The sequence below is a fragment of the Paenibacillus sp. FSL R10-2734 genome, assembly GCF_037963865.1.
Lineage (GTDB): Bacteria > Bacillota > Bacilli > Paenibacillales > Paenibacillaceae > Paenibacillus_AQ.
In genome coordinates, this window is sequence record NZ_CP150170.1 from 4,157,797 (window position 1) to 4,181,563 (window position 23,767).

Genomic DNA, 23,767 nt, shown 5'->3' on the forward strand with positions numbered 1-23,767 from the left:
GTACAGCTATTTGATCTTCGAAATGAATGTACGGCCTAAAAAAGGCGCGAAAAAATAAGGGCGCTGCTTAACGGGTTTTGGAAAGGCAGCGCCACTGCTACTTATTGAGAATGCTCTACTTACTTATCGTCCGAATCATGTGAGTTGTCCGGCGACGAATTTCTTCCATCTCTAGAAGGCCAGCCGAATCCGTGCATGCCGTTATCGTTTCCTTCCCTGCCAAACCCAGGAAACCTTCCGCTAAAGCGTTCATCCCTCAAATTTCCCCACATGCTATTCATTTGTCCGCGCATGGACATTAGTTTTTCAAATTCCTCTGTACCTATACGCTCCTTTGCGGCCTCCATCCAGCTAGCCATCACGTCACGGTCTGAATCCGTTCCAAGTTGTTCCTCTAAAGTCGTAATGATGCGGACTAGATATTCCCCAAAAGCAGCCTGCTCCTCTGGCGTTAGGCGAGAAAATATGTTAAGGCTGTCTATCTCTTGTCCCTCTTCCTCTTGTCCTTTTTGCGTCAGGTAAATCAACATGATGCGTTTGTCTGTTTCTGAGGGTTTACGGGTGATATATTCAGCTTTCTCCAGTTTTGCAAGCAATTCATTAAGAGATGATACACGGATGTCCAGCATATAGGATAAATCTTTAGTGCTGATACCATCTTTCATCCGGAGAAAAGCCAGTATCCTACCTTGCCCGCGTGACGTGTCGGCCATTGGACCAACAGCGGCATGAGTTTTCAAGTGTTGTCTCTGCAACAGCCATTGCAGTTTCGCGAGTTTTTCGTACAATTCAGTATTCATGTTCATAATAAATTCTCCTCAATTTGTTTTAAGTTAATTTACTTACGGTACCTGTTGATTAATATAATAACGGTACCTGTTGGATTTGTCAAACTATATTTAACAGGTACCGTAAATATATTGTTTCGTTGTTTCTGAGCCTTGAATAAAGAGCTTGCAAATAAACGTTAAACATCGTAAAAAACAAAAATAGAGCCACCCATTCGGCGGCTTCTTATGCGAATATATTTTTTTCCTTCAATGCTACTATATACTTCCTCATCAAATCCGCTCAAGGAAAGGGATGGCTAGCTCTGCAATCCGCTGGAAGCCTGCCTCGTTGGGATGAAGACGGTCATGAGTGAAACAATCCAAGGTTAACCGGGCAATACCGCTTTCGGCATACAAGTCAAGTACGGGCAAGGCATAATATGCTCCGATATAGCGAACCGCATCAGCGTATTCCGGCAGGCGGAAGCCCGCTCTGTTAATGAAGGTTGTATCCCACCCGTCCTTATCTCGCTGAAGCGGAGTCCATAAATTCAGACGGGTATCGGGCCTGCGTGTCAACAGCTCCTCAATCCCACACCTCGCTTTAACATTTAGTTAATTGCAACTTCATTATAATGACAAGGAGCGATGCACCCTATGAAAACGTATCGAACCGATGCGTTATAATCAGGGTGATTGCAGAACGCGGGAAGTCAGCAGCTGGTCATAACAAAGAGGACATCCCCCGTTTGGTCGGTAGAATGTCCTGTCTACGTCATATTCTGGATTTTGCAATAGGAATAAGGTTTGAATGTATTATTTAGACCAGATAAAGCTTCCAACTATAGGAGAGTCGCTAAGTTTCTATAACACACTAAGGGTACAAAGTAATAATCATTTTCTAAGCCGATCCTGAAAAGGATCGGCTTATTTTTATAGCTTTTTTAAGATCAATTCTGTCTGTTCTCAACAGATTTCATACGGTTTTGTTCGTCAGGAATTCGATCATTACTAAATTCCTGACCTGCTTCTATCTCACCATGGCCGGAAGCACTTCGGGCAAAATTTGTGAACTGCCTTTTTTGCTCATCAAGCTCGTGTTTTTGCTTTAGAAGCTCTTTCGGATCCTGATTTGTCATAATGTTAACCTCCTAGGTAATCAAAATAAGTTTCCCTATTATGAGTTTTGCTGGTGCTCTGTTTCGTCTTTGATTTCTTCTTGAAATCCGGAAATGCTATGTTTACGGCGTTCGTTTCTTTCATCTATTTGAGTTTTTTCCTGTGCTGAAATTTCATCTCCAAATTCTTCGAGATAATCGTTCGCTTCCTGGTAGTTTTCTATCGTGTTCTGAATCGCGTTTTGCAAGTGCTCAACGTTATCCTTGCGATTATCCGGTTTGCTCATAATTGTCACCTCCCAAAAATGGAATCATGCTGTTTATTCGCACTACAGAAGTTTTCCATATTAGAGCTGTGCTTATGCAAGAAATTAAAAATGCATGTCTTGCTCCATAATGTGCAAAAAAAAACCGATGAACCTGTAAATAATACTCACAGTTCATCGATTCTAAGTCTTTTCTATCCGGAGCTTTGATAATTGTAAATTAGTCTCCACTTTTCATATCTTCAAGCAATTCCTCAAACCATTGAACATTTACTAAATGATGTGAAAGTGAATTTTCTAACATTTTTTTAAAATAAGAAGCGATATTTTCATCGTGCTCTAGAGATAGTTGTATTAAAGAAATTTTATTTTTAGTTTGTTCGATTTGTATTTCTATTAATTTAGTTAGCTCCTCTTTTTTATAGTCATCTGCAAATAGCATTGCCACATAAAAAGATAAATTTATATAGTCTGTCTTAGTTCCATATTTGTACATTAGCTTTTCAAATTCTTTTTCCCCTAATTCAGTGAGGTTATAATTATGCGTCTCTCTAGTGTTGTCTCTTTGGTCCACTTTTACAATATACTTTTTCTCTACTAATTGCCCAAGATTATAATAAAAGGACCCTTTGGTGAAATTCACTATATATTTATAGTGTTTTTCTTCCATGAAGGATAACAGTTCATATCCGTGAGCCCCTGGATTTTGTTTTAATAATCCTAAAATTAGTAATGTTATCAAACAAACGCCTCCGCCAAAATGCTATTAGGATTTATATTTTTTAATCATTGTTGATTACTTTGAATTGGGCTTCAAATTCTTCATATGATATTTTTCCTAATGCAAAATCCATACTCAATAAATACATTTTTTCCGCTTTAGTGTGTATTCTAGCATTATGGAGACTTATCAACTTATTTTCATTAATTAACGGCTTAAGTACATGCTGCTTATTAATAAAAGCTTCAAAATATCGCAACCCTAACTTTCTTTGTGAAATGGCATCTATATGAATACCATCCGGATTGGAAGTTAAACCTGTAGCTGTAACAAAGTAACAATCATCTTGTTCAAAAGCAAACCTTTGCAGCTCTTGATTCATCAGCTCATATTCAGTGCAATGTTTCCCAAATCCTTCTTTACCTAAAAAATCCCCTAGACCACCAATCAAAAACGGAATATGTGGTGCATTCAACTCTTTTCTAAGCGCCGCAACAATCAAAAGTAATTTTTGGTAATAGACTTTGTGGTTACCGTTGCTACTGTCACTTTCTCCTTGATGCCATAAAATCCCTGATAATTCACTATTCTGCATAGCAAATTTAGTTTCATATAATGCATGTTTAAAAAGTGCACCATCTACAGCCCATTCATCGATGGAGCTTCCACCTTCAGCACAAGGGATTAAGCCAATAATGTCTTCTTCATTCTCACGACTCCATGCATCCGCAAATGATCCAGCCAGACTTATTCCTGCAACAGGACGGTCATAATTAATAGGTTCAGCCATCATTTGCCATCTACCATTGCGCAGCATTTGTATTCTCTCGTTATAAATGGGGGGGACTTCATGTATAAATCCTCGTCCAGCCATATTTGACTGTCCAATCATTAAAAATGATTTGACCATTATTTTCAGCCTCACTTTCCATGTTAGTCTAATTAGACTGTTTACATTATTAGTCTAATTAGACTAATTGTCAATTATAGGTCGAGAAAATAAAGTCCTAGACTGTCGATGCATCATTGAACTAAAGTGTCCCTTTAGTTCAACAAACACTGCTTATTTCTTTTTAATGGGTATCCATATCTCGCTTTTGAATTGCGGCGATGTTACATCTTTGTGCTCATTCCAGAGCATTTCAGGCCCTTCGCTTAGCTCATATTCGGAAGACGGAAACCATTCGGAATAAATGCGTCCCCAGATCTCTTGAAGCGCACTCGGAAAAGGCCCAACGGCTGTGAATACAGCCCACGTAGAGGCTGATACCTCCAGCTGGGCGAAGTCATCTCCTGCTTCATTCGTTGTAGCCGCCCCGATGTAATGATCAAGCTCTCCTTTCTCCTCCATCCGCCCTTCACTGAAATTCGTGGAAGCGCTGATTAGCCCTGAAGGCTGAACATTCGAAAAGCCCTTAATCTTACCAATCAATTCAGGTGTAAGTCCTTCAAACATCGATGCAATCTCCAGATTCACCCCTTGAAATACAATTGGCACTCTTTTTTTGATCCCCACTATGCGAAAAGCCTCTTTGTCTTCAATTCGGTAGTTCATTTCACTTCCTCCTTTGATCGTTAGTTGAAACGTCATCCGCGGGAAGGCTTTGAGGGATTGTCCATGGATCCGGGCTTCCGAGGGAGTAATCCCATGCATGCTTTGGAAAGCCCTAGTAAAGGAATCCGGCGATGTATATCCATATTTCATCGCAGCATCGATGATCTTGATATCACTGTGGCTTAGCTCGAGTGCTGCCAAAGTTAGGCGTCTTCGGCGGATGTATTCCGACAGTGTAATGCCTGCAAGGAATGAGAACATCCGTGTAAAATGATATTCCGAACAGCAGGCAATTTTCGACGCCTCCTGATAGTCCACACGATCAGTAAGATTCTCCTCAATATAGCTTAAAGATTTGTTCAATTGTACCAGCATATCCATGATTATCGCCTCCCTTTGTTACTCAAAGCATATCAGAGAAGGTAATTCCTTTCCCGACATTTCATGCACAATCCTGCAGGGTCTTGATGGTCGCAGGACATCCCCCTTAACTTTAATACTTTATTTTTCAGATTACGCAAGCAACCATTGAGGGAGTAAACGACGCTAAGCTCAACACTAGTCCTATTAAAAAACCCAACCGGGTATTTCCTCGGTTGGGTTTATTCTTACCATCTTTTAATATGCATATTTTAGCTCATCGTAAACGTAAAGTGATAGTCACCTGATCCAACCATTAGTTTGTGGCCTTCTGTTATTTGTTCCACACTGGATAGACCTATAACTTGTTTTAGTGGTGCCCCAGACTCCAAAATACTGTTCTGCTTCAAAGTTGGAATGATAATTTCAGCCATTGTATTGGATGGAATCAACACTTGCAGTTCTACTAAATCATTCTTCTGTTTTTTCCAAGTTACCTTGATCGTTCCATGGACAGATTCAAGCGAAGCATGGGCCCACGTCAAATGTTTCCCGATCTGCGGCTGGATTCGAATTTTTTTGTAGCCTGGTTCCAACAATTCGATACCAGCGGCAGTGCGATAGAGCCAATCTCCAATTGCACCGTAAGCATAATGGTTATAGGAGTTCATATCATCACTCCAGAACGAACCATCCTGCTTTATTCCATCCCAATGTTCCCAAATAGTTGTTGCACCTTGTATTACAGAATATAACCAGGAAGGATACTCTTTCTGAAGTACCAATTGGTAGGCCAAATCCGTATAACCGAATCTAGAGAGGACTAGACACAGATAGGGAGTTCCCACAAAACCGGTCGTTAGGTGTATCCCATTTTCTTCGATATGGTCGGCCAGCATTTTGGCCGTCCGATGACGATCCTTTTCCTCCAATAAGTCAAACATAAGAGCAAGTGTATATGCAGTTTGTGTCGGTGAGGCCACTCGACCATTTGGCGTTACGAACTCATGACGGAATGCCTGCACAATCTTCTCATGCAATGCTTCATATTTTGTTGCATCTTCGATTTTCCCAATGACAGCTGCCGTCTTAGCTAACAGTTCCGTTGAATAAGCATAGAATGCGGTGGCGATCAGTTCTTTCGGTGTTGCTCCGACATAGCTGTTTTCTTTGGCATCCAGACCTAACCAATCCCCAAAGTGAAATCCCGTATTCCATAGAAATTCGTCTTCGCCTTGCGCCCGGATATAATCGACCCATGCTTTCATACTTGGATATTGCGTTTTCAATACACGAATATCCCCATAACATTCATAGAGTGTCCAAGGACAAATAACTGAAGCATCTCCCCAAGCTGCCGAACCGTATCCTGCCGCTGGCACATCGGGAATGACATGCGGAACTCTTCCATCCTCTTCTTGATCTGCGGCCAAATCCTTTAGCCATTTTTCAAAGAAAGGAACGACATTCATATTGTAGGCAGCCGTACGAATAAAAACTTGAGCATCCCCCGTCCATCCCAATCTTTCGTCCCGTTGAGGGCAATCTGTTGGGATATCGAGAAAATTCCCTTTTTGTCCCCAAAAGATGTTGTGCTGAAGCTGATTCAAGAGTTCATCTGAGCAAGTGAAGCTGCCTGTCTGCTCTAAATCCGTGTGGATGACGCAGCCGGTGAATTGCTCTAATAATTGATCTTGCGGTATACCAGTCACTTTTACATAACGGAATCCTTGGAAGGATAAATACGGCTCGAACGTTTCTGCCTCGACGCCTCGGCATGTATAAGTCACGGTCTGCTTTGCCGATCGTAAATTTCCAATGTAGAAGTTCCCCTCGCAATCTAATACTTCAGCATGTTCTAAAGTAACTATCGTTCCGGCTTCAGCATGAACCGTAAATCTTACCCATCCAACCATATTTTGTCCCATATCCAGCACAAGCTCACCTTTGGGTGTAGTAATGACATCGATAGGCTTGATGGTTTCTATAATCCGTGTTGGCTCGTTTTCCTGAGCAACCAATGTGGATTCTGGACGATCCTTGACAATAGTTTTTTGCCACCCTAAATCCTCGAAACTGGGAGAAGACCATCCTTCTACCTCGAGTCTCGCATCATACGTTTCGCCATGATACAATTCCGACATCAAGAGTGGACCTGTCGAAGCACGCCAGTTCTCATCCGAGCCAATGATTTGTTCAGAACCATCGGATAATGTGACATGTAACTGGATAAGCACAGCACGATCTTTACCATATATATCTTTTTTTCCTTCCCAGGCTAAATACCCTTTATACCACCCATTCCCCACAATACAGCCAAGTGCGTTGTCACCAGCAGTAATCAAAGAAGTCACGTCGTAAGTCTGATATTGAAGCCGTTTGTTATAGCTGGTCCAGCCAGGGTTAAATAGCGTATTATCTGCTGGATTACCATTAATGTACAGGCGGTACATACCATGAGAAGTTGCATACACACGCGCTGATACTACATTTTCAGGGATTGAAAATTCCGTACGAATATAATCGCAAGGATCAGCTCCATTCACTTGGTGACTCAGAGGTGCTGCTATCCATTGTGCCTGCCACTCATCTACCGATATCAATGCCGTTTCCCAATAAGCAGGTTCGCTCCATTCCGAAGCCTTCCCTTGATCGTCCCAAGCTCGAACTCTAAAGTAATACCGAGTGCGGGATTGTAAAGCAGGACCTTCGTATTCAATATGCACATTGCTATCCGACTCTACCTTTTCCGAATCCCATATAAGCTCTGAAACGAATTTGGGATCATTTGTGACTTGAACTTGATAGGCAGATTGGACAAAGCTCCGTATTTCTGTGCTGCTCCACCAACTAAGCCGCGGATGTAAATCATCAATCCCCAACGGATTCTTTCTATAGTTCACTTTAAGATTTGAGACTTCAAAATTGGACATTTATATCTACCTCCTATATACATGAAGTAATTCTATTGTATGAGTTGAGAGAGTTTAGAATTGGGGGTGATTCTGACAATTTAACAGGTGAATCTAGACATTCATTCATTAATTTCGTACGATGAGTCTAGCCTAAGGCAATTTGAAAGGGGCCACGATCATGAGTATCAAACGCAGCACTTTTGTCATGTCTGGAGATAGTTTGTTCGAGCCTGGTGTGCCGATTTATGTGAACAGGGCTTACGAAACCTTTGAATTAAATGCGCATTCCCATGAATTTGTCGAGATTACTTATATCAGTGAAGGAGCAGGAGTTCATTATATTGACGATGAAGCCGTTCCTGTCGAGCACGGTACGTTGTTTTTTATACCCATCGGGCGCAGTCATGTATTTCGACCTAAAACACCTATGAAGGACCGTCCGCTTATCGTTTACAACTGTTTGTTTCCGGTAGAGTATTTATCCGAACTTCAGTCTACCTTTCCTCACGCTAAGGATATTTGTGAATTTTTCACAGACATGCAATTGCTATGGTTCTCTATGAAAGATGTCAATGGTGCATACCATGTTATGTTCCGTGAACTGTTTCGTGAATTCTCGGCAAAACCACCTGGATATTTAGCTGTCCTAGATGCTCTAGTCGTGCAAATCTTAACAGGCTTGTTTAGACATCGTTTGCAGATTGATACACCTACACGGGATAAGCCACAATGGCTGGCAGTCGATGAAGCGATTGCATTTATAAATTACAACTATTCCAGTGGGCTTAAACTTAGCGATCTCGCGAGTAAAGTGAACCTTAGTGAACGGCAATTTAGCCGTCTTTTTCACCGTCAGACCGGAATGAGTTTCACAGAATACATGCAAATTATTCGAATGGATGCTGCCTGCCGTATGCTTTCTGGAGGTCATAGTAGTGTAAGCGAAATTTCCGCAGCAGTCGGATATGCTGACCTGAAATTTTTTCACCAAGTATTCAAAAAAAAGATTGGAATGAGTCCCCGTCAATATGGGAATTCGTTGCGAAGTGAGCATTAGCTACAAATATTCACCTAATGAGCGAAAAGCGACCTCCTCTCTCGGAGATCGCATTTCGGATGATAAATCCTGCTGATTACGCAGGAATTTATAGTTATTGTGGATGCCTATACTATCATCGGAAGCTTGATAGATGCATTAAAACCCCCACCATTCTGAAACTCCATACTTTCCCCATTCGGTAATTTCAATACAACAGGTATGTTTTCCGGTCCTGATCCCGTAATGTGGAATATATTATCTTTCATCAGAGTCCACTCGACTTCAACAATCCCGTGTTTTGTGGCGACCTTGCCATTCGCCCAATCCAACTTTAATAACTTGGGCTCAATAATGATGGTTGAGTACCCCGGAGCGCCTGGTCTCACACCAAGAATCTCACCTAGAAATTCAGAGATCGGCAATGCACTCCAAGCGTGGCAATCACTGCGTGGATGATTATCATCTGGTACCTCTGGTAAGGTCGTTAGATGCAAATCCAGATAGGCTCTCCAGCGGTCGATCACAACATTCGCTTTGTCATACAATCTATGATGAGATAATAACCGGAATAGCTCGTATGAAGCTGGCATTGACAATTGCGTCATTTGTTCGGCAGGGAATTCAATTGTACGTTCCAGCAGTTGGACAGCTTCCTCTCCTGAAACTGCACCGCATACAATCCCCCAGACTTGTGTATGTTGGCTAAAATCATCAACCTCTGGCCCGTCGGCGAATAGACCACGATCTGTACGCCAACAATGACGTAGCAATGCATCATTTAAGGCATTCGCTTCTTCTTTCGCTTCGCGTGCCGCATCCGTCCAATTCATCGCCAGATATAGTTCAGAAGCAGTATTAAGGGCAGCTGCAAACATTTGACTCAGCAGTGTGAGCGGACCTTTATTATGTGCCGGTGGTGTTCCAATTTCCCACTCTTTGCACCAATCGAAGAAAGGCCAGTATGCACGTGGCGTTGGAGCAACAAGTCCTTCAGGCGTCAGTAAACGTCTAAACCAATCAAGTACCCCAGTCATTGTAGGCAAATAACGCCGAATCAAGCTTCGTTCACCAAAGTGCAGATAATGTTCGTTAAGCATATGAATCCAGTACAAGGAAAAAGATGGAATCACTTGTCGATATTCAGCTGGATAGCGGCTCTGCAGTATGCCAGAAGGCAGTGCAGAACTGTGAAAGTCAAACAATGAACGGCGGGCTAACCGATCATCGGCACTAAGCGCATAGGTGAATATCATCTGAAGACGGGTGTCCATTGAATATTGCATTTGCTCATAATATGGACAGTCCTCATACGTTTCGTGCATACATCTTTTGAGCGTATTTAAAGACAATTTCCATAGTTGTTCGAAATCTGGATCCGAACAAGCAAAGGATGCTTTAATATCTAGTGGGTAACCTACATCTCTGTAAGAAAGCCGAACAATTTCGAGTGGTTCGTTCTTCGCAGTTGCTTCAAATCTGATATACCGGAAAGTACGGAATTCGAACGGTTCATAACGCTCCACTACGTATTCATCACCTACTCCAGCTACCGTGTAGTAATCACTCTCTCCGATCAAGATACCGTTCTCTGAATCGTCTCGTTTTCCCTTCACTCTGTGCTGGAGATTAGATGAGGCTTCCTCATAAGACTCTGAATATTGAACTCGAACTAGGCTCTCACGCCCACCTCGTAATTCTAATGACAAATAGCCAGTCGCTAACTCTCCAGCATCAATTTCCAGCCAAATAGAACTGCCGGGTTCTACACGCAGAACTTCCGAATGCTCCTCATCAAGAAATGATGTGTATTTGGGTATAGCCGAGAGATTATCGGCATTTGTAACGCCTCGAAAGAAGGTCAAAATTTCTTTTAAAGGAGGGATCGGGCGTGGTGACAATTGCCATGGCGTTAATTGTCCGTATGAATCGATAGTTTTAGTAATAACAGTTGCATTTGCCCAGCCTTCACCAGTAAATTCAGGCAACTCCCAACCATGATCCACTCCCCTTCCATCAGTGTCTTCAAACCCGCCAAGGTGAAAGATGATTGGGCTAGAGACAAGTTTAAATCCAGTCATCACTTTACACTGCCAACTCTCATCGGTATGCAGAGCTTGTGAATACCCTTTCCGCTCAATAAGCTCGCCTTCAAGCAGCATGGCGCCTCCAACAGCTCGATGAATTGAAATGGGACCACTCTCTCCAAGCTCAAAGGGACCAACTGCAGCATAGTGAAGCACCTTGACAGCCAGCACGTTCTTACCGTTAATAAGACGGTCGCTAAGATCAACTGTTTCGTAATAATGGCAGAACTGGTCGCCCTTGCAGGGTCCAACAGAGACGGATTCACCATTAAGAAATAAGCGGTACCGGCTATCCGCAGTAATGTCGACAACGAGCTTGGCTCCCTGAGAATCAGAAACCGTAAATTCTCGGCGAAAATACACCATTTCATGTGTTCCCGGATTTGACGTCCAAGGATAACCCATAGACCAAATCCAATTCGCCTTCCACAATCTGTTCTCTTCCATAGTTCCTCCTATGAATTGGATATATTATATATAAAGCTGTACTACCTCTACTACTTATAAAGAACCATTACATGTAATATTTTTTAAGCACTCATCTGGTTCATACTTTTCTATCACACCTTCATCGTAGCGTGGGAACCTATTCAAAGCTATCACTGAGATGACTTTGTAATAGCTCTCTTCTGACTAAAAACGGACAGCCTCTAACGAGGCTGCCCGTTTCCTTCATTTCAAACTGTAGTCCGACGATTATGAAACACATAAACCGTCACACGATCTTATTCAGTCAAAGCTAATTCTGAAATGATTTCTTATACTCACGTCCGTCTGACTTACCCTGGATGGGGTTCCACACCTGGGCAAAAAACGGTTCACGCTTCGCACGTTCTTTGTAATTCCAGCTTTCAAGTTCACACTGCGGGCAGAAATGTCCACCTTCTAGCATAAGCTTGGGACTTGCGGTAAAGGTGTGGCCGAATGCACATTTGAAATCAAGCTTGCCCGTCCAATCCCCCGTTTTCATATCAGTCGAAAGGCATTCACCACCACGAAATTTCGCAGCACCCTTGATATCCTCTAAATTTAATTGCGTTGCTGGTTTATTTTCATCGTAGCCGTGGTCGAGCTTGATGGCTTTATCCCAATCCGCGAATTTCTTCATTTCAGACACCTTTGCAGGAATGGCCTCCCAGTTTTTCTTACTGCCCCAATAAGCGTCAATTTTCTCAATGTCGTTATCCTCGATAAAGCGTATCGTTCCGCGCTCCTTCACAGCCTGCTTTTTCATCGTCCGCTTAATCATCGCACCCATGAATTTTTGACCTCCGGGCAGCTTCGTGATGACTTTCGCTACCGGTACAAGTGCGCCAAGATTATCGAGGTAGCTTTGAAAGAAATAATTTATTGAATCTCGGCGAAAGTGAAAATAATCCTCCAGCTCGTCGGAATCCAGATAATATTGTCCGTGAAAATTCCGTGTTGCATACCATTTGGGGTCAATTACATAATCGAGATTCGTTATACCAAGCTTTCCATAAAGCACCCGATACATCTCAAGCGTACTGACTCGACAGCTCTCACCCCCGCCAATGTTGTAAATGTGCTGCCAAAATCCATCCTCTAGTTCTCCATCAATATCTTGGATACACAGGTTCCGCATTAAACGTCCTGAATCCCGGTCAGATACGTATTCAAGCACATTTTCCAGACAGTTATGGAACATAATAGGGTCTTCTATCTTGCTCATCGCTGGGCCCATAATACCCGTTTGGCGGAGGCTCACCCAATAGCTTAGGTCTGATTCAATTACCATACGCTCAGCGGCAATTTTTGAAACGGCATAGTAGTCGTAAACACTTGGTTTGAGTGGGTCACCCACTCGCCCCCAATGGATCGGCGGCATACGGTCACCCGTTTCCGCAATGGTGCCGATATTTACGAAACGCGTTACATGGGCACGACCACTTTTCTTAATGGAATCGACGATGTTTTTCGCAGAACCATAATTAATCTGCATCGTTCGTTCGGGAAATTCGTCTGCAGCAGGAGATACAAAAGCAGCGATATGGAGCACAATGTCGGCATCCTTCACACATTCATAGACCAGCTTACGGTCTAGTAAATCGCCATACACTACCGTAACGCCATTTAGTCCCTCGTATTCTTTCAACTTTTGGCGGTTGGTTGGATTATCTAAATCAAATAGTAATAGCTCGCATTTTGCTAAATCGTTTCTAAGGAATTTCAATGTTTCACCACCCATATTGCCCGCTGCACCTGTTATCATGATGCGTTTTTTCTTCACCATCTTCTTCACCTGCATCATAAGTTTATTGACAAGTCATTCGTCTCCCTTCAGAATACAGACACAGTGTCTATTTAACAACCAGCAGTTAATTGTCGAAGTGATGTGATTTAGACAGTTGAAGGTAATCTGTCGATTATTTTATAAATTTTATTTTATTGGAGCGAATCAGCCATGAATCAACGTGAACGGTTAACCAAACTGCTACTGAAGCAAAGCTTGATTAGTCTGCTCAAAGAAAAAAACATAAGTCAAATCAGTGTAAAAGAGTTATGCGCTTCAGCTGGCATCAATCGATCTACCTTTTACTTGCATTATGCAAATGCATATGAGCTACTTGAACTTGTAGAGCAGGAGATTATTGATAACACAAATGAATATTTAAAAAAAATCGAAGCTAATGACAATGGCATCACTTATATATTGACCTTTTTAGAATACATCAAAAAGAATGATGATTTATTTGCCATTATGCTACTCAAATCAAATGATAACGTGTTGTTTTCAAAACGTTTACTTAATGAAATACTGATGAATATTGACAATCACCTTCAGCTTGACGTTCCCGAAAATATGAAACGGTTTACTTACGCTTATTTGGTTAATGGAAGCTTAGCGATTATCCAGGAGTGGATACTAGAAAAATATATTATATCGAGCAATGAGTTGGCTCAACTTATTTACTCTTTGGCGGACCATTCCTTATTAGCGTTTAAGACATCGGACGAGAATTAAAGCTACGGTAACTCCGGCTTCCTTTATAAACTCTGTAATCCCTTTATGTGCACCACTAATTATAGTGCTTTTCAGTGATGCTGCCTGACACGACTAAGAAAAAAGCAGCTGATCATTTTGATCAGCTGCTGACGTAAATTATTTATGGTAACTCTGAGACCCTTATAGTAATGGGGTGTTGGATGATTTGATTTATTGTCCTTTTTCCATTATAGCAAAGTAATTCTTTTCATTATCTGCGAAGTTGAATACTCTTCCATTGGGAAGCTCTACAATTTCTCCAACTGTGATATTGTTGTTCGTCAAATCACGATATAATTCATCGAATTTATCCGTGAAATACATTAATGAAGGTGTTCCTAGATTCATGTCAGGATTCATCTTAGCAACGAACTCTTTATTATGTAAAACAATGCTAGTTGCTGCACCTTTAGGAGCAAGTTCGATAAATCTCATCGGGCCATTGGTTTCATCCAAAATCACCTCAAACCCTAGCTTTTCTGTCCAGAAATCTTTGGATTCCTCTTGATTACTTACATACAACATAACTTGACCAATTTTATTAATCATAATTGATACACTCCTTAGTTGGCGTTTAGCGTAAATGGCTAGTATTTCTTGAACGATTAAGGGAAGAACGCTCCTATTCTCTTATTATTTACTCCCTTTTCATACATTAATCTAAATTTTAAAGTAATGAAAGTAAATTGGCATGGATTTCATCAAATCTGTGCTTTTTCTTCGATAGGGCTGATTGCTCTAAGCTGCATTGTTATGACAGCTGCAATAGCGGCTTTGATGATGTCTCCTGGAAGAAAGGCCAATGAACCGACAATACCTGCCCAAATCGATGTATTTGTTATCAATGCCATGATGGGTGCACCTATCAGATTCACTAGGATTACGCCAAAGATTAGGTTGACTGCTATCAGCTTCCAAGTTCGAACCTTCAGCCAAATTTTTTCGGTATACCAGCCAATGAGGCCGGCCGCGATCGGAAAGCTAAGTATGTACCCTGCAGAAGGTCCAACGAGCACCGCGATTCCGCCGCGACCGCCGGTCAGTACAGGCAGGCCAATAGCTACGAGAATAATAAAAATGACTAGACTGAGGAAGCCCATCCGTTTCCCTAGAAAACATCCAGCCAACATGACGCCGAGCGTCTGCGCAGTGATCGGGACGGGGATAAAGCCGAGGGGTATAGGTGGAATCATGCCCAACACCGCGATGAGAGCTGCAAATAATGCAGCATAAATAAGTTCTTTTGTCTTCAAAAAAATGACCTCCATTGAATAAAACATAATTGTATTCTGGGTAGCAAATACGTCCAGTAAGCTGAATTATAATGGAGGCACTCTCGATTGTAAACTAAAATGTTATAACGGGTTTACAATTATATGAAATACCACGCTTGAGTTTTTCCTGTTGTTATATAGAATAAGAGTATTCAGTCGCAATCATTGAATATTAAAATATTCGAAGGGTTTTGGTCGGAGAGTTATACTTTTGGAGGTTTAAGTCCATGACAGTTAAAGAGCATATTCTTGCCTTACTCGACAGTAATAAAGGTGAATATTTTTCCGGTGAGGAAATAGCCATACAGTTATCCGTCACGCGCAGCGCTGTCTGGAAAGCCATAAAATCGTTACAGAACGACGGTTATTCCATACAAGCTGTAACCAATAAAGGATATTCTATGTCACCTCTGACGGATATCCTATCTGTTAGTGCAATTTCAAAGTACCTGGATACACAGGGTCAGAAGTTACGTGTTGAAGTGTTTAAGACAATATCTTCTACGAACGAAGCCGTAAAAATCCTTGCCTCAAATGGCGAAGCTGAGGGTAAGGTGATCCTTTCGGAAGAACAGACAGCTGGCCGTGGGAGAAAGGGCAGAAAATTCTTTTCCCCACCGGGAACGGGTATTTATATGAGCATCCTACTGCGTCCAAAGCTGTCAGCATCAGAAGCCACTCTTCTGACTACTTGCGCTGCAGTCGCTGTTGCCCTGTCCATCGAAAGTGTATCCGGTAAAGACACGCAAATTAAATGGGTTAATGACGTTTTCATGGAAGGCAAAAAGGTGTGTGGAATCCTTACCGAAGCTTCTGTGTCACTGGAAAATGGCTGGCTAGATTATGCCGTTCTCGGTATTGGTATCAATGTAGCACTCCCGTCCGATGGTTTTCCTAACGATCTCTCCGATATTGCAACATCTGTAATTTCTGAAAGGAATCATTATGGTGATCTCCGCAACCGACTCGTAGCGGAAGTACTAAACAATTTCATGAGATTTTATGAGCATTTAACGGACAGATTGTTTCTTTCCGAATATAGAAAACGATTAATTTCACTTGGCGAACCCGTAACGGTGATGAAGGATAATAAACAACGTAAGGCAACCGCCATTGATATCAATAACGACTGTCATCTGAAAGTCAGATATGAGAATGGTGACGAGGAATATCTTTCAAGTGGAGAAGTAAGCATAAAAATTTAACTGGTAGGTACGCAAACTAAAACTATCATTTTACTGTTGGCTCATACCTGCATATTCAACAACAAAAGCTGCCAAGCAATTGCTTAGCAGCTTTTGTTGCTATAAACGATGGACTGGCAACCTAACCTAGTTACCTGCAAGTGTAAGCCATTTGCGATTATGATGTTCCTGAACTTCAACGGGGGTATCAAAGAAATCGCTCAACACATCCGACTGCAAGCACTTTTCCGTCACATCCCCTTTGTAGATTTCACCGTTCTTTACCAATAGCGTATGTGTGAAACATGGCGTTATCTCTTCGATATGATGCGTTACATACAGCAAGGTTGGTCCGCCTGGTTGCTTTGTAATCTTCTCGATCATCTGCAGCAGCTGTTCTCGGGCAAAAATATCAAGTCCCGTGCATGGCTCATCAAGGATCAATAGGTCTGGATTGGCCATTAGTGCGCGTGCAATGAGGACCTTCTGCCGCTGTCCTTGTGACAAGGTATCATATGTACGAGCGGCTAAGGAAGAGCAGTCTAGAAATTCCATCAACTCCTCGGCCTGCTTTTGATCTTCTTCGTTTGTCTTGTCATACAGACCGATGGTCGCGAATTTTCCGCTGAGGACGATGGTCAGTGCAGTCTGATGGCCGTACAGCTTTTGCTGCAAGGATGTGCTTACCCAACCGATTCGTTTACGTAGCTCCCTCAGATCCACATCGCCGAAGCGATGGTCCAGCACTTCGACTTGCCCCGTCGTCGGCCAGATATAGCCGTTCACAACGTTCAGCATCGTCGTTTTGCCTGATCCATTCAGACCAACGATACACCAGTGTTGTCCTTGCTTCACATCCCAATTCATGTCGCGTAAAATTATCGTGTTATCACGTTGCCAGGATACATTTTTGAGTGAAATAATCATTTCCTCTTTTTCCCTCCTTATAAAGTTATTACAATATTTCGATATACCCTTCTATTCCATTCACGCGAATTCGTTGCCCGTCTTTTATTCGCTTAGTAGCATTTTCCACTCCGACAACTGCTGGCAAGCCATATTCACGAGCGATAACGGCTCCATGGGTCATCAGTCCGCCAACTTCGGTGACTAGACCTTTTATAGATACGAACAGTGTTGTCCAGCTAGGGTCAGTAAATGAGGTAACTAATATATCTCCAGCTTCCAGACTTGCCTCTTCCATGTTTAAAATGACACGTGCTCGTCCTTCTATAACTCCAGAAGAAACAGCTAGACCTACGATTGCTCCGGATGGGAGATTTTCTCGTTTGTATTGACCTGTAATAATTTCACCATCAGACGTGATTACACGTGGCGGAGTTAGTTTTTCATATACTTTATATTCATCTTTTCGTTTACTGATGATTTGATAATCCAATTTATTTGTGCGTACGACTTCGTGTAGTTCTTCAAAAGCGAGATAGTATATATCTTCTTTTTCATGAATAACGCTAGCTTGTACGAGTTGTTCGGCTTCTTTCAGTAAAGCCTGCTTATAAACGAAGTAGCGATTAATCATGCCGTATTTTGGATATTCACGATAACCGATGAAATTCCGGATTAAACTAATCACTCGTTTTGTCTCTTTAGCTTTTAGTTCACCAGCCGGTAATTGCTTCAATCGATATAATAACTCATGTTCTTTTTCTAAAGCTTCCTGTCGCCCTTGCTCAAATTTCCGATTGCCAGCATTAGGCTCAAAGTTTTTGATATTACTGAGAATCATGGGGACAAGTGTAATTGGTTTTTCACTCCAACGAGTTCTCGAAATATCGATTTCACCGGCACATCTCATTCCGTATTTGTTGAGATAAGCGTAGATAGCGTCTTGAGTTTCCTGACCACCATCAAACTTAACCAGTTCATCCAAAAAATTATCATCTTGTACATGTTGTAAATAATCAATGACTTCTGGATAAAGACGAATCGAATCTGCGACATCCAATAGCGCCAGACCCATTTCCGAAGTAATGTTGTTTGGTACAGATTGAGAAAGCGTATCTGCTGCGTTTTTTTCACCTAACCACTCGTACATTTTTTCATTGATCCATGACGAAGCGTTCATAGCAGTCATAAAAACCTTTGAACTTTGTGGGTCAAATAAGATCTTCTTTAATTCCTGGAGATCTTCGAGTATAAAATCAAATAAATCTGCACCTGATTTCGTTTGGATGTTTTGTTTTAATTCTTCTATCGATGTTTGACTCTTCTTAATCAAATCAGAAACGATTGCCGGATCGTTTTCGATTAGTGCTTGAAAACCTGCAGACGAACTACCCTTACTGCTATTATCGGGAGTCAGGTCTTTTCTATCATCTGGTAACGATTTTATAAAATCTCGCTCTATTAGGGTCGTAAATGCGTCGTATATGAGCGGATCGGATTTTCCTAGGGTATTTAAGAAAGTTTCTCTTTGGACAGGTGAAGCCAGCATATGTGTGACATCAACAAACAATCTACCGCCCGCTGTACGCATGGGTGCAGGAGTCGTTAACAGGTAAAAAGACAATCCAAGTGGTTTCATGGGATCCGTCATCATTTGTTGATGTCCGACAGATACGTATACGTGATTGTCTTGATCATTCGCTTTAGGGATCGGATATAAAGTTGTTATTGGCCGACTCTGGACAATATAAAATGTATCATAAGCCAAACACCATTCGATATCTTGTGGGTAACCAAAATAAGCTTCGATCTGTCTTCCTATGCGTGCCAATTGTAAAATTTGTTGTTCCGAGAGTGTTTGTGTCTTTTGCTGATCGAGATCGATTGGCCGGGTCTCTGTGCCACCTTCTTTTAGTCCATAGATAGCCAGTTTTTTGGTTGCGATTCTCTTATCGACGATTTCTTCATCCAGCACTTTATAACAATCGGCAGATACCAAACCAGAGACTAATGCTTCTCCAAGTCCAAAACTGGCATCGATAGATAGCAGCTTTCGGTTTGAAGAAATTGGATCGGCGGTAAATAGAATTCCTGAGGCTTGTGGGAAAACCATCTTTTGAATGATAACTGATAAATAAACCTGACTGTGATCAAATCCATTTTGTATACGATAAATGACCGCGCGATCTGTAAAAAGGGAGGCCCAACATTTGGTGATATGCTGCAAGATGGCATCGACGCCCATGATATTTAAATAGGTGTCTTGTTGGCCAGCAAAAGAGGCATGCGGTAAATCCTCAGCAGTTGCACTAGAACGCACTGCATAAGCATGTTCTTCACCTAGCTGGGAGAGATAGGAAGTAACTGACGACACAACATCTGATGGGATTTCTACCTCCATAAGGAGTTGTCGAAGATTCCTGCTAATTTCACCAATTTGATCTCGATCTTCTACTTTAAGCATAGCTAGTTGATCCAGTAAAGAATGATACATTTCATTCTGTTCGATGACTTTTTGATAGCCCACTGTTGTAACACAAAATCCTTCAGGTACTTGTATTCCTTCGATGTTTGATAATTCTCCTAAATTCAAACCTTTTCCGCCAACGAGCAAAAGCTGCGTTTTTTCAATCTCCTGAAAACCGAGAACCAATGAACTCATACAATATCGCTCCTAACCATTGAAATGAGAAAAAATTTGACAAGAGTTTAGCTGCGTGGTATATTAATAATATAAGATGCATCAACTATGTCTATTTAACTTTTTATAGTCGTGAACCGATTATATCATCGTGTGTTTTTATATGCAATATAAAAGAACCTGAGAAACTACTCAGGTTCTTTTTTTTGTTCAAACTAAACTACAACCCATAGACTTCAAACTCATAGATTCGCGCTGCTGTATCGGCACCTTGCGTGGGCTTAAGAGTTATTAATTTTACATAACGAGCTTTCACCAACGCAATCGCGTCTGTCGACTCTGCTTCCGAATTTCCTTTCACGTTTGCGACATCCGTCCAGTTCGTTCCGTCACTGCTCACCTGAATGGTATAATCGCTGGTATTAAACCCGGACCATTCTCCTCCGCTCTGAGCATGCTTGATGATAAAAGTGCTGATTTGATGCTCGGCACCGAGATCGACTTGAAGCCAATGCGGCAGATTACCAAGTGCACACCATTTGCTGTTATCCGTCACTTTACCGTCTACGGCGTTTGCTGCTCCTTCTTTTTCACCACATGCCTGATCGGCTGTTGCAGTTTTGCCAAGTGCTAAATTCTTCACCGCACCAGCTTCCTTGCTTACTGTGATGAGCGCCTTTTTCGTAATTGTGTCTTGACCAGAACTGTTGGTTGCAGTCAGTGTCACGCTATATACGCCTTCCTGTTTGAACGCTACAATCGGGTTCTTCGATGTGCTGACAGCAGGGCTTCCGCTTTCGAAATTCCATGACCATTCTTCCGTCACTTCGGTCGACAGGTCAGTGAAGTTTACGCTCTCACCTGGAGACACCAAGGTCCGATCAGCCTTGAATTCCGCAATTGGCTTCGGATAAGCCGGCCAACTGATCTTCACGCTGGAGGCCTGACCTTGATCGTATCTTCCATTGATTGCAACAACCTTCAATGCTGTAACCATTTCCTTGTCTATTCTTCGCATCTCAGGAACGTAAAATACATGATTTGGCGTTGCACCCAAGAGTACCTCACTGCCATCTGGCAGAACACGATAGATTTCGTATTGCTTCACCTGCTCGTCAAGCTGTTTCCACTCCATTCTAGCATCTCCATAAATTCCATCGCGGAAATCGGATTGAGTGACCTTCAGTTCGCGAACCGCCGGCAGCGGTTTAATCGGGTCGTTGACATTTTGGATGGAGAACTGACCAATTTGAATGGAATAATTACTAATCGTATCCTTAGTATCAAAATACAGTGACAACGCTACGATTCGTTTCCCTTTGTAAGGGGTCAAATTCAACGTTTCGGTAGTCCAGCCTGGCGCTGTCTTATCCTTCACGTTTAGGAAGACAAATTGGTCGGGTTGGTCTGCGAAAGCAAGTCCTACCTTCAGGCTTGGCTTATTCAGTGTTTTATAAGTAACCGACAGCTTTGTACTCGCTTCGATCTTAAGGTCTGTTTTGTAGAGCTTCAGATGTGTCGCATTGTTATGACTCAAATCACCTGAGACCTTCAGCGAGCTGCCGCCGTAATACGCATCGGACCAATCGAGCTCCGGAGTAAGAGCTGTTCCTTTGCTGTCGGCGATCCAGCGCCATGTTGGTAGGATATCCTGTAGGCTCCGGTTGTTCCATCCTTTATCCCGCACCTGCTTCCCTCGGACATAATAATTCTGTCCACTTCCTGTATTGAAGTTGGTGATGAAAGGCAGCTTATTTACAGGGGATGATTCTACCACATCGTTCGCGATTCCTTTCCAGGACTGATCGCTCACGGTGTTACTAGGATTCCCGTTTGGCCCCACCCAGAATTTGTTCTCACGTACGAAGAAATCCTCCATACTCTCTGCGCTGTTAAAAGCCCAGTCTGGGCGGTAAATACCAAGAGAAGTGACTGCAGGTTGACCTTCTGGAAATAGCAGATTCCATTTCACTTTCGTATCGTAGCCCTTGGCTTCAACGTCGATGCCTGCATACAAGTCATACTGACTTCTGCCTAAGCTGTTGGCCTTCTCCGCTGAGCTCTTAAGTTCTTTCCACCAGAAGTTCAGGAACATATTGTCTGATACTTGCTTCTTATTGTCTTGCAGGAACATTGCATTCTTGTCATTTAGTGCATTTTGCCAACTGATACTGCCTTCATTGGTCATGGAGTCGTACCATACGATTTGCATAGATGCAGATTTATGCGATTCTAGATAACTTAGAAAAGCTTTCATTTGCTGTGCGTCAGCTGGTGTTCCACCCTCAGTCTCCTGGTTAATGAACCAACCATCAAATCCGTAGTAATTCGCAACCTGGATCAGCTTATCTGCGGCAGGAAAGGAGCCATCGCTGTTCTGCTGAAGCATTTGCTTCACCCATTCATATTTCCCTCCATACACGGTTGGCGGGAAGAACACCGTTCCGATAATCGGCACGCCATTCTTATGAGCCGCGTCGATCGTATCAGCGCTTGGCGGTACGATGATCCCTTCACCGGCAGATCCGGCCCAATAGACCAGCTTGTCAACATACTGCCAATAACTAAACGTGTTAGCTCCAAATTTGTCCGAACCCTGTGATGGCACACCACTTGTTCCCGAGTTCAGTGCTGATAAAGCCATGACTTTCGGCGCTTTTGTCGCATGAGCGTTGACTCCATCAGTCACAAAGCGGTCTTGTAGTGGGATCGTGCTCCGGTTGAATGCCGCATCCGGGTCGGATGCCGGACTCCACTGAAGTAATTGCTCTGGAAACCAGTAGGATGAATAAGGCTGTTTAGCGAACGCAGTTGTGGATAATGCTGCGCACATCACAATTAAGAATATAAAACCTGCACCAATCTTTTTCATACCATACTCCTCCAATCGATAGATTTTATGATTGCGCTTACATTCTATCAAGTTGGACAACGCTGTAGATAGTGGATTAATGACAAGTCCAGGTGCAATTATTACAGATTGTAAGCTTGAAGCTTGTTGTTAAGCTTTTAGATTTAAAAGAAACTGCCGTGTGTTCATATAAGCATCGTTCCATCCCATCTTGGCGTAGAATCGAAGTCCGTCGAGTCCCTTGAAATAATAGGCACCCATTAGACGCTCTTTAAAATAAGGTGTCACTATTCCGGCTTTTTCTTGATTGGTTTGATACGTCTTAATGACATCACTCCATGGCATATGCCGATCGAGAATTGCAAGGTCTACGAGAAAATCGCCATACATGTAATTCCCATCAATGATGCCAGTAATTCGAGTTCCGTTGAACAAAATATTCCACTGTTGAAAATCTCCGTGTATAAAGCTTCTGTTCGATTCATTATAGGGTACGTAGGCCAGCAAACGACTATAGATTTCTTCGTATACGTCCCTCTCCAAGCAAGTCGTGTGGAAGAGCTCATGCCAGTTCTCCCAGAATGTCCCCGTCTGATCTTCTGAATTTACGGCAACGACGAAGTCCTTCCAAGATGCATATGACCCATTGCCATCAGCGCCGATCCACCCATACCCGTTAGTTGCCTCAATATCCGCTGCGGCCATTTTTGTCAAAATGCCGATAATTTCAGGCAACTGAAGGGTTTGTTCCTCTGCCGTGCAATCGGATAGGTTGCGCCCTTCCATTCGTTCCATGATCAAATAGGTTAATTGGTTAGTTCTCCCTAACGCTAAACATTTGGGGAAAGGGATGTTCTGACTTGACAGCAAATTCGATACATAGTTTTCTGTTTCATACGCTCCTGCCAGATCGCTGAATTTCACTACATAGTCTTTCCCTTCGAGGATAAAAGAGAACACGTTGCTTATATTGCCACCGGAAAGCGGTGTAATCTCAGTCGCACCTGGTCTAAGATGATTCTCTAGAACTTTTTCGATTTCACTCATGACCAATTTTGGCTTCTTGTAAGTCATCT

At 42.4% G+C, this 23,767-nt stretch carries 19 protein-coding genes; 3 read left to right on the forward strand and 16 right to left on the reverse strand.

What is annotated here, in order from left to right; translation table 11 throughout:
* Positions 1–119 precede the first annotated feature (119 nt).
* The 8 genes from NSS67_RS18150 to NSS67_RS18185 form a co-directional block, all read right to left on the reverse strand.
* Positions 120–806, reverse strand: coding sequence for a MarR family transcriptional regulator (locus tag NSS67_RS18150; protein ID WP_339314943.1), 687 nt, complete (start codon positions 804–806; stop codon positions 120–122).
* 255 nt (positions 807–1,061) lie between these two features.
* On the reverse strand, positions 1,062–1,349 hold the full coding sequence (locus tag NSS67_RS18155) for a hypothetical protein (RefSeq protein ID WP_339314946.1): 288 nt from the start codon (positions 1,347–1,349) through the stop codon (positions 1,062–1,064).
* Positions 1,350–1,720: 371 nt separating this feature from the next.
* Complete coding sequence (locus tag NSS67_RS18160; protein ID WP_339314948.1) at positions 1,721–1,909, reverse strand: hypothetical protein; 189 nt, start codon at positions 1,907–1,909, stop codon at positions 1,721–1,723.
* A 38-nt stretch (positions 1,910–1,947) separates the two neighbouring features.
* A complete protein-coding gene (tlp, locus tag NSS67_RS18165) occupies positions 1,948–2,175 on the reverse strand; it encodes a small acid-soluble spore protein Tlp (RefSeq protein ID WP_339314950.1) in 228 nt (75 codons plus the stop codon).
* A gap of 199 nt (positions 2,176–2,374) precedes the next feature.
* Positions 2,375–2,896, reverse strand: a complete 522-nt coding sequence (locus tag NSS67_RS18170) for a PadR family transcriptional regulator (protein WP_339314952.1) — start codon at positions 2,894–2,896, stop codon at positions 2,375–2,377.
* 40 nt (positions 2,897–2,936) lie between these two features.
* Positions 2,937–3,785, reverse strand: a complete 849-nt coding sequence (locus NSS67_RS18175; protein ID WP_339314954.1) for a sialate O-acetylesterase — start codon at positions 3,783–3,785, stop codon at positions 2,937–2,939.
* 153 nt (positions 3,786–3,938) lie between these two features.
* Complete coding sequence (locus tag NSS67_RS18180) at positions 3,939–4,811, reverse strand: GyrI-like domain-containing protein (RefSeq protein WP_339314956.1); 873 nt, start codon at positions 4,809–4,811, stop codon at positions 3,939–3,941.
* A gap of 251 nt (positions 4,812–5,062) precedes the next feature.
* Positions 5,063–7,723, reverse strand: a complete 2,661-nt coding sequence (locus NSS67_RS18185) for a family 78 glycoside hydrolase catalytic domain (RefSeq protein WP_339314959.1) — start codon at positions 7,721–7,723, stop codon at positions 5,063–5,065.
* Between the two features lie 160 nt (positions 7,724–7,883).
* On the opposite strand from NSS67_RS18185, the gene NSS67_RS18190 reads away from it, so the two are divergent.
* Positions 7,884–8,762: an AraC family transcriptional regulator gene (locus tag NSS67_RS18190; protein ID WP_339314961.1), complete on the forward strand. Its 879-nt coding sequence runs from the start codon at positions 7,884–7,886 to the stop codon at positions 8,760–8,762.
* A gap of 107 nt (positions 8,763–8,869) precedes the next feature.
* Here the strand turns inward: NSS67_RS18190 and NSS67_RS18195 are convergent, their stop codons facing one another.
* Entirely contained in the window at positions 8,870–11,275 is a 2,406-nt protein-coding gene (locus NSS67_RS18195) for an alpha-L-rhamnosidase C-terminal domain-containing protein (RefSeq protein WP_339314963.1), read from the reverse strand.
* Between the two features lie 292 nt (positions 11,276–11,567).
* On the reverse strand, positions 11,568–13,061 hold the full coding sequence (locus NSS67_RS18200; protein WP_339314965.1) for an NAD(P)-dependent oxidoreductase: 1,494 nt from the start codon (positions 13,059–13,061) through the stop codon (positions 11,568–11,570).
* Between the two features lie 192 nt (positions 13,062–13,253).
* On the opposite strand from NSS67_RS18200, the gene NSS67_RS18205 reads away from it, so the two are divergent.
* Complete coding sequence (locus tag NSS67_RS18205) at positions 13,254–13,814, forward strand: TetR/AcrR family transcriptional regulator C-terminal domain-containing protein (protein WP_339314966.1); 561 nt, start codon at positions 13,254–13,256, stop codon at positions 13,812–13,814.
* Between the two features lie 192 nt (positions 13,815–14,006).
* On the opposite strand, the gene NSS67_RS18210 is transcribed toward NSS67_RS18205, so the two are convergent.
* Together NSS67_RS18210 and NSS67_RS18215 are read right to left on the reverse strand one after the other, a co-directional pair.
* Entirely contained in the window at positions 14,007–14,384 is a 378-nt protein-coding gene (locus NSS67_RS18210; RefSeq protein ID WP_339314968.1) for a VOC family protein, read from the reverse strand.
* Positions 14,385–14,536: 152 nt separating this feature from the next.
* On the reverse strand, positions 14,537–15,088 hold the full coding sequence (locus NSS67_RS18215; RefSeq protein ID WP_339320631.1) for a biotin transporter BioY: 552 nt from the start codon (positions 15,086–15,088) through the stop codon (positions 14,537–14,539).
* A gap of 248 nt (positions 15,089–15,336) precedes the next feature.
* Between NSS67_RS18215 and NSS67_RS18220 the strand changes: the two genes are divergently transcribed.
* Positions 15,337–16,314 (forward strand): biotin--[acetyl-CoA-carboxylase] ligase, encoded by a 978-nt coding sequence (locus tag NSS67_RS18220; RefSeq protein WP_339314970.1) that lies wholly within the window; start codon positions 15,337–15,339, stop codon positions 16,312–16,314.
* Between the two features lie 126 nt (positions 16,315–16,440).
* On the opposite strand, the gene NSS67_RS18225 is transcribed toward NSS67_RS18220, so the two are convergent.
* The 4 genes from NSS67_RS18225 to NSS67_RS18240 form a co-directional block, all read right to left on the reverse strand.
* On the reverse strand, positions 16,441–17,220 hold the full coding sequence (locus tag NSS67_RS18225; RefSeq protein WP_339314972.1) for an ABC transporter ATP-binding protein: 780 nt from the start codon (positions 17,218–17,220) through the stop codon (positions 16,441–16,443).
* 28 nt (positions 17,221–17,248) lie between these two features.
* Entirely contained in the window at positions 17,249–19,861 is a 2,613-nt protein-coding gene (gene ppsA / locus NSS67_RS18230) for a phosphoenolpyruvate synthase (protein WP_339314974.1), read from the reverse strand.
* A 199-nt stretch (positions 19,862–20,060) separates the two neighbouring features.
* The gene (locus NSS67_RS18235; RefSeq protein ID WP_339314976.1) at positions 20,061–22,712 is read right to left on the reverse strand and encodes a discoidin domain-containing protein; all 2,652 of its coding nucleotides are present in this window, start codon (positions 22,710–22,712) and stop codon (positions 20,061–20,063) included.
* A 129-nt stretch (positions 22,713–22,841) separates the two neighbouring features.
* Positions 22,842–23,765: an aminoglycoside phosphotransferase family protein gene (locus NSS67_RS18240; RefSeq protein ID WP_339314979.1), complete on the reverse strand. Its 924-nt coding sequence runs from the start codon at positions 23,763–23,765 to the stop codon at positions 22,842–22,844.
* Between the last annotated feature and the right edge of the window lie 2 nt (positions 23,766–23,767).

Bases quoted from the DNA above. Each gene is read 5' to 3' on its own strand.
- NSS67_RS18150 (WP_339314943.1), bottom strand. From the start codon at position 806: ATGAACATGAATACTGAATTGTACGAAAAACTCGCGAAACTGCAATGG.
- NSS67_RS18160 (WP_339314948.1), bottom strand. From the start codon at position 1,909: ATGACAAATCAGGATCCGAAAGAGCTTCTAAAGCAAAAACACGAGCTT.
- tlp (WP_339314950.1), bottom strand. From the start codon at position 2,175: ATGAGCAAACCGGATAATCGCAAGGATAACGTTGAGCACTTGCAAAAC.
- NSS67_RS18175 (WP_339314954.1), bottom strand. From the start codon at position 3,785: ATGGTCAAATCATTTTTAATGATTGGACAGTCAAATATGGCTGGACGA.
- NSS67_RS18180 (WP_339314956.1), bottom strand. From the start codon at position 4,811: ATGGATATGCTGGTACAATTGAACAAATCTTTAAGCTATATTGAGGAG.
- NSS67_RS18185 (WP_339314959.1), bottom strand. From the start codon at position 7,723: ATGTCCAATTTTGAAGTCTCAAATCTTAAAGTGAACTATAGAAAGAAT.
- NSS67_RS18190 (WP_339314961.1), top strand. From the start codon at position 7,884: ATGAGTATCAAACGCAGCACTTTTGTCATGTCTGGAGATAGTTTGTTC.
- NSS67_RS18195 (WP_339314963.1), bottom strand. From the start codon at position 11,275: ATGGAAGAGAACAGATTGTGGAAGGCGAATTGGATTTGGTCTATGGGT.
- NSS67_RS18200 (WP_339314965.1), bottom strand. From the start codon at position 13,061: ATGATAACAGGTGCAGCGGGCAATATGGGTGGTGAAACATTGAAATTC.
- NSS67_RS18205 (WP_339314966.1), top strand. From the start codon at position 13,254: ATGAATCAACGTGAACGGTTAACCAAACTGCTACTGAAGCAAAGCTTG.
- NSS67_RS18210 (WP_339314968.1), bottom strand. From the start codon at position 14,384: ATGATTAATAAAATTGGTCAAGTTATGTTGTATGTAAGTAATCAAGAG.
- NSS67_RS18220 (WP_339314970.1), top strand. From the start codon at position 15,337: ATGACAGTTAAAGAGCATATTCTTGCCTTACTCGACAGTAATAAAGGT.
- NSS67_RS18225 (WP_339314972.1), bottom strand. From the start codon at position 17,220: ATGATTATTTCACTCAAAAATGTATCCTGGCAACGTGATAACACGATA.
- ppsA (WP_339314974.1), bottom strand. From the start codon at position 19,861: ATGAGTTCATTGGTTCTCGGTTTTCAGGAGATTGAAAAAACGCAGCTT.
- NSS67_RS18235 (WP_339314976.1), bottom strand. From the start codon at position 22,712: ATGAAAAAGATTGGTGCAGGTTTTATATTCTTAATTGTGATGTGCGCA.
- NSS67_RS18240 (WP_339314979.1), bottom strand. From the start codon at position 23,765: ATGACTTACAAGAAGCCAAAATTGGTCATGAGTGAAATCGAAAAAGTT.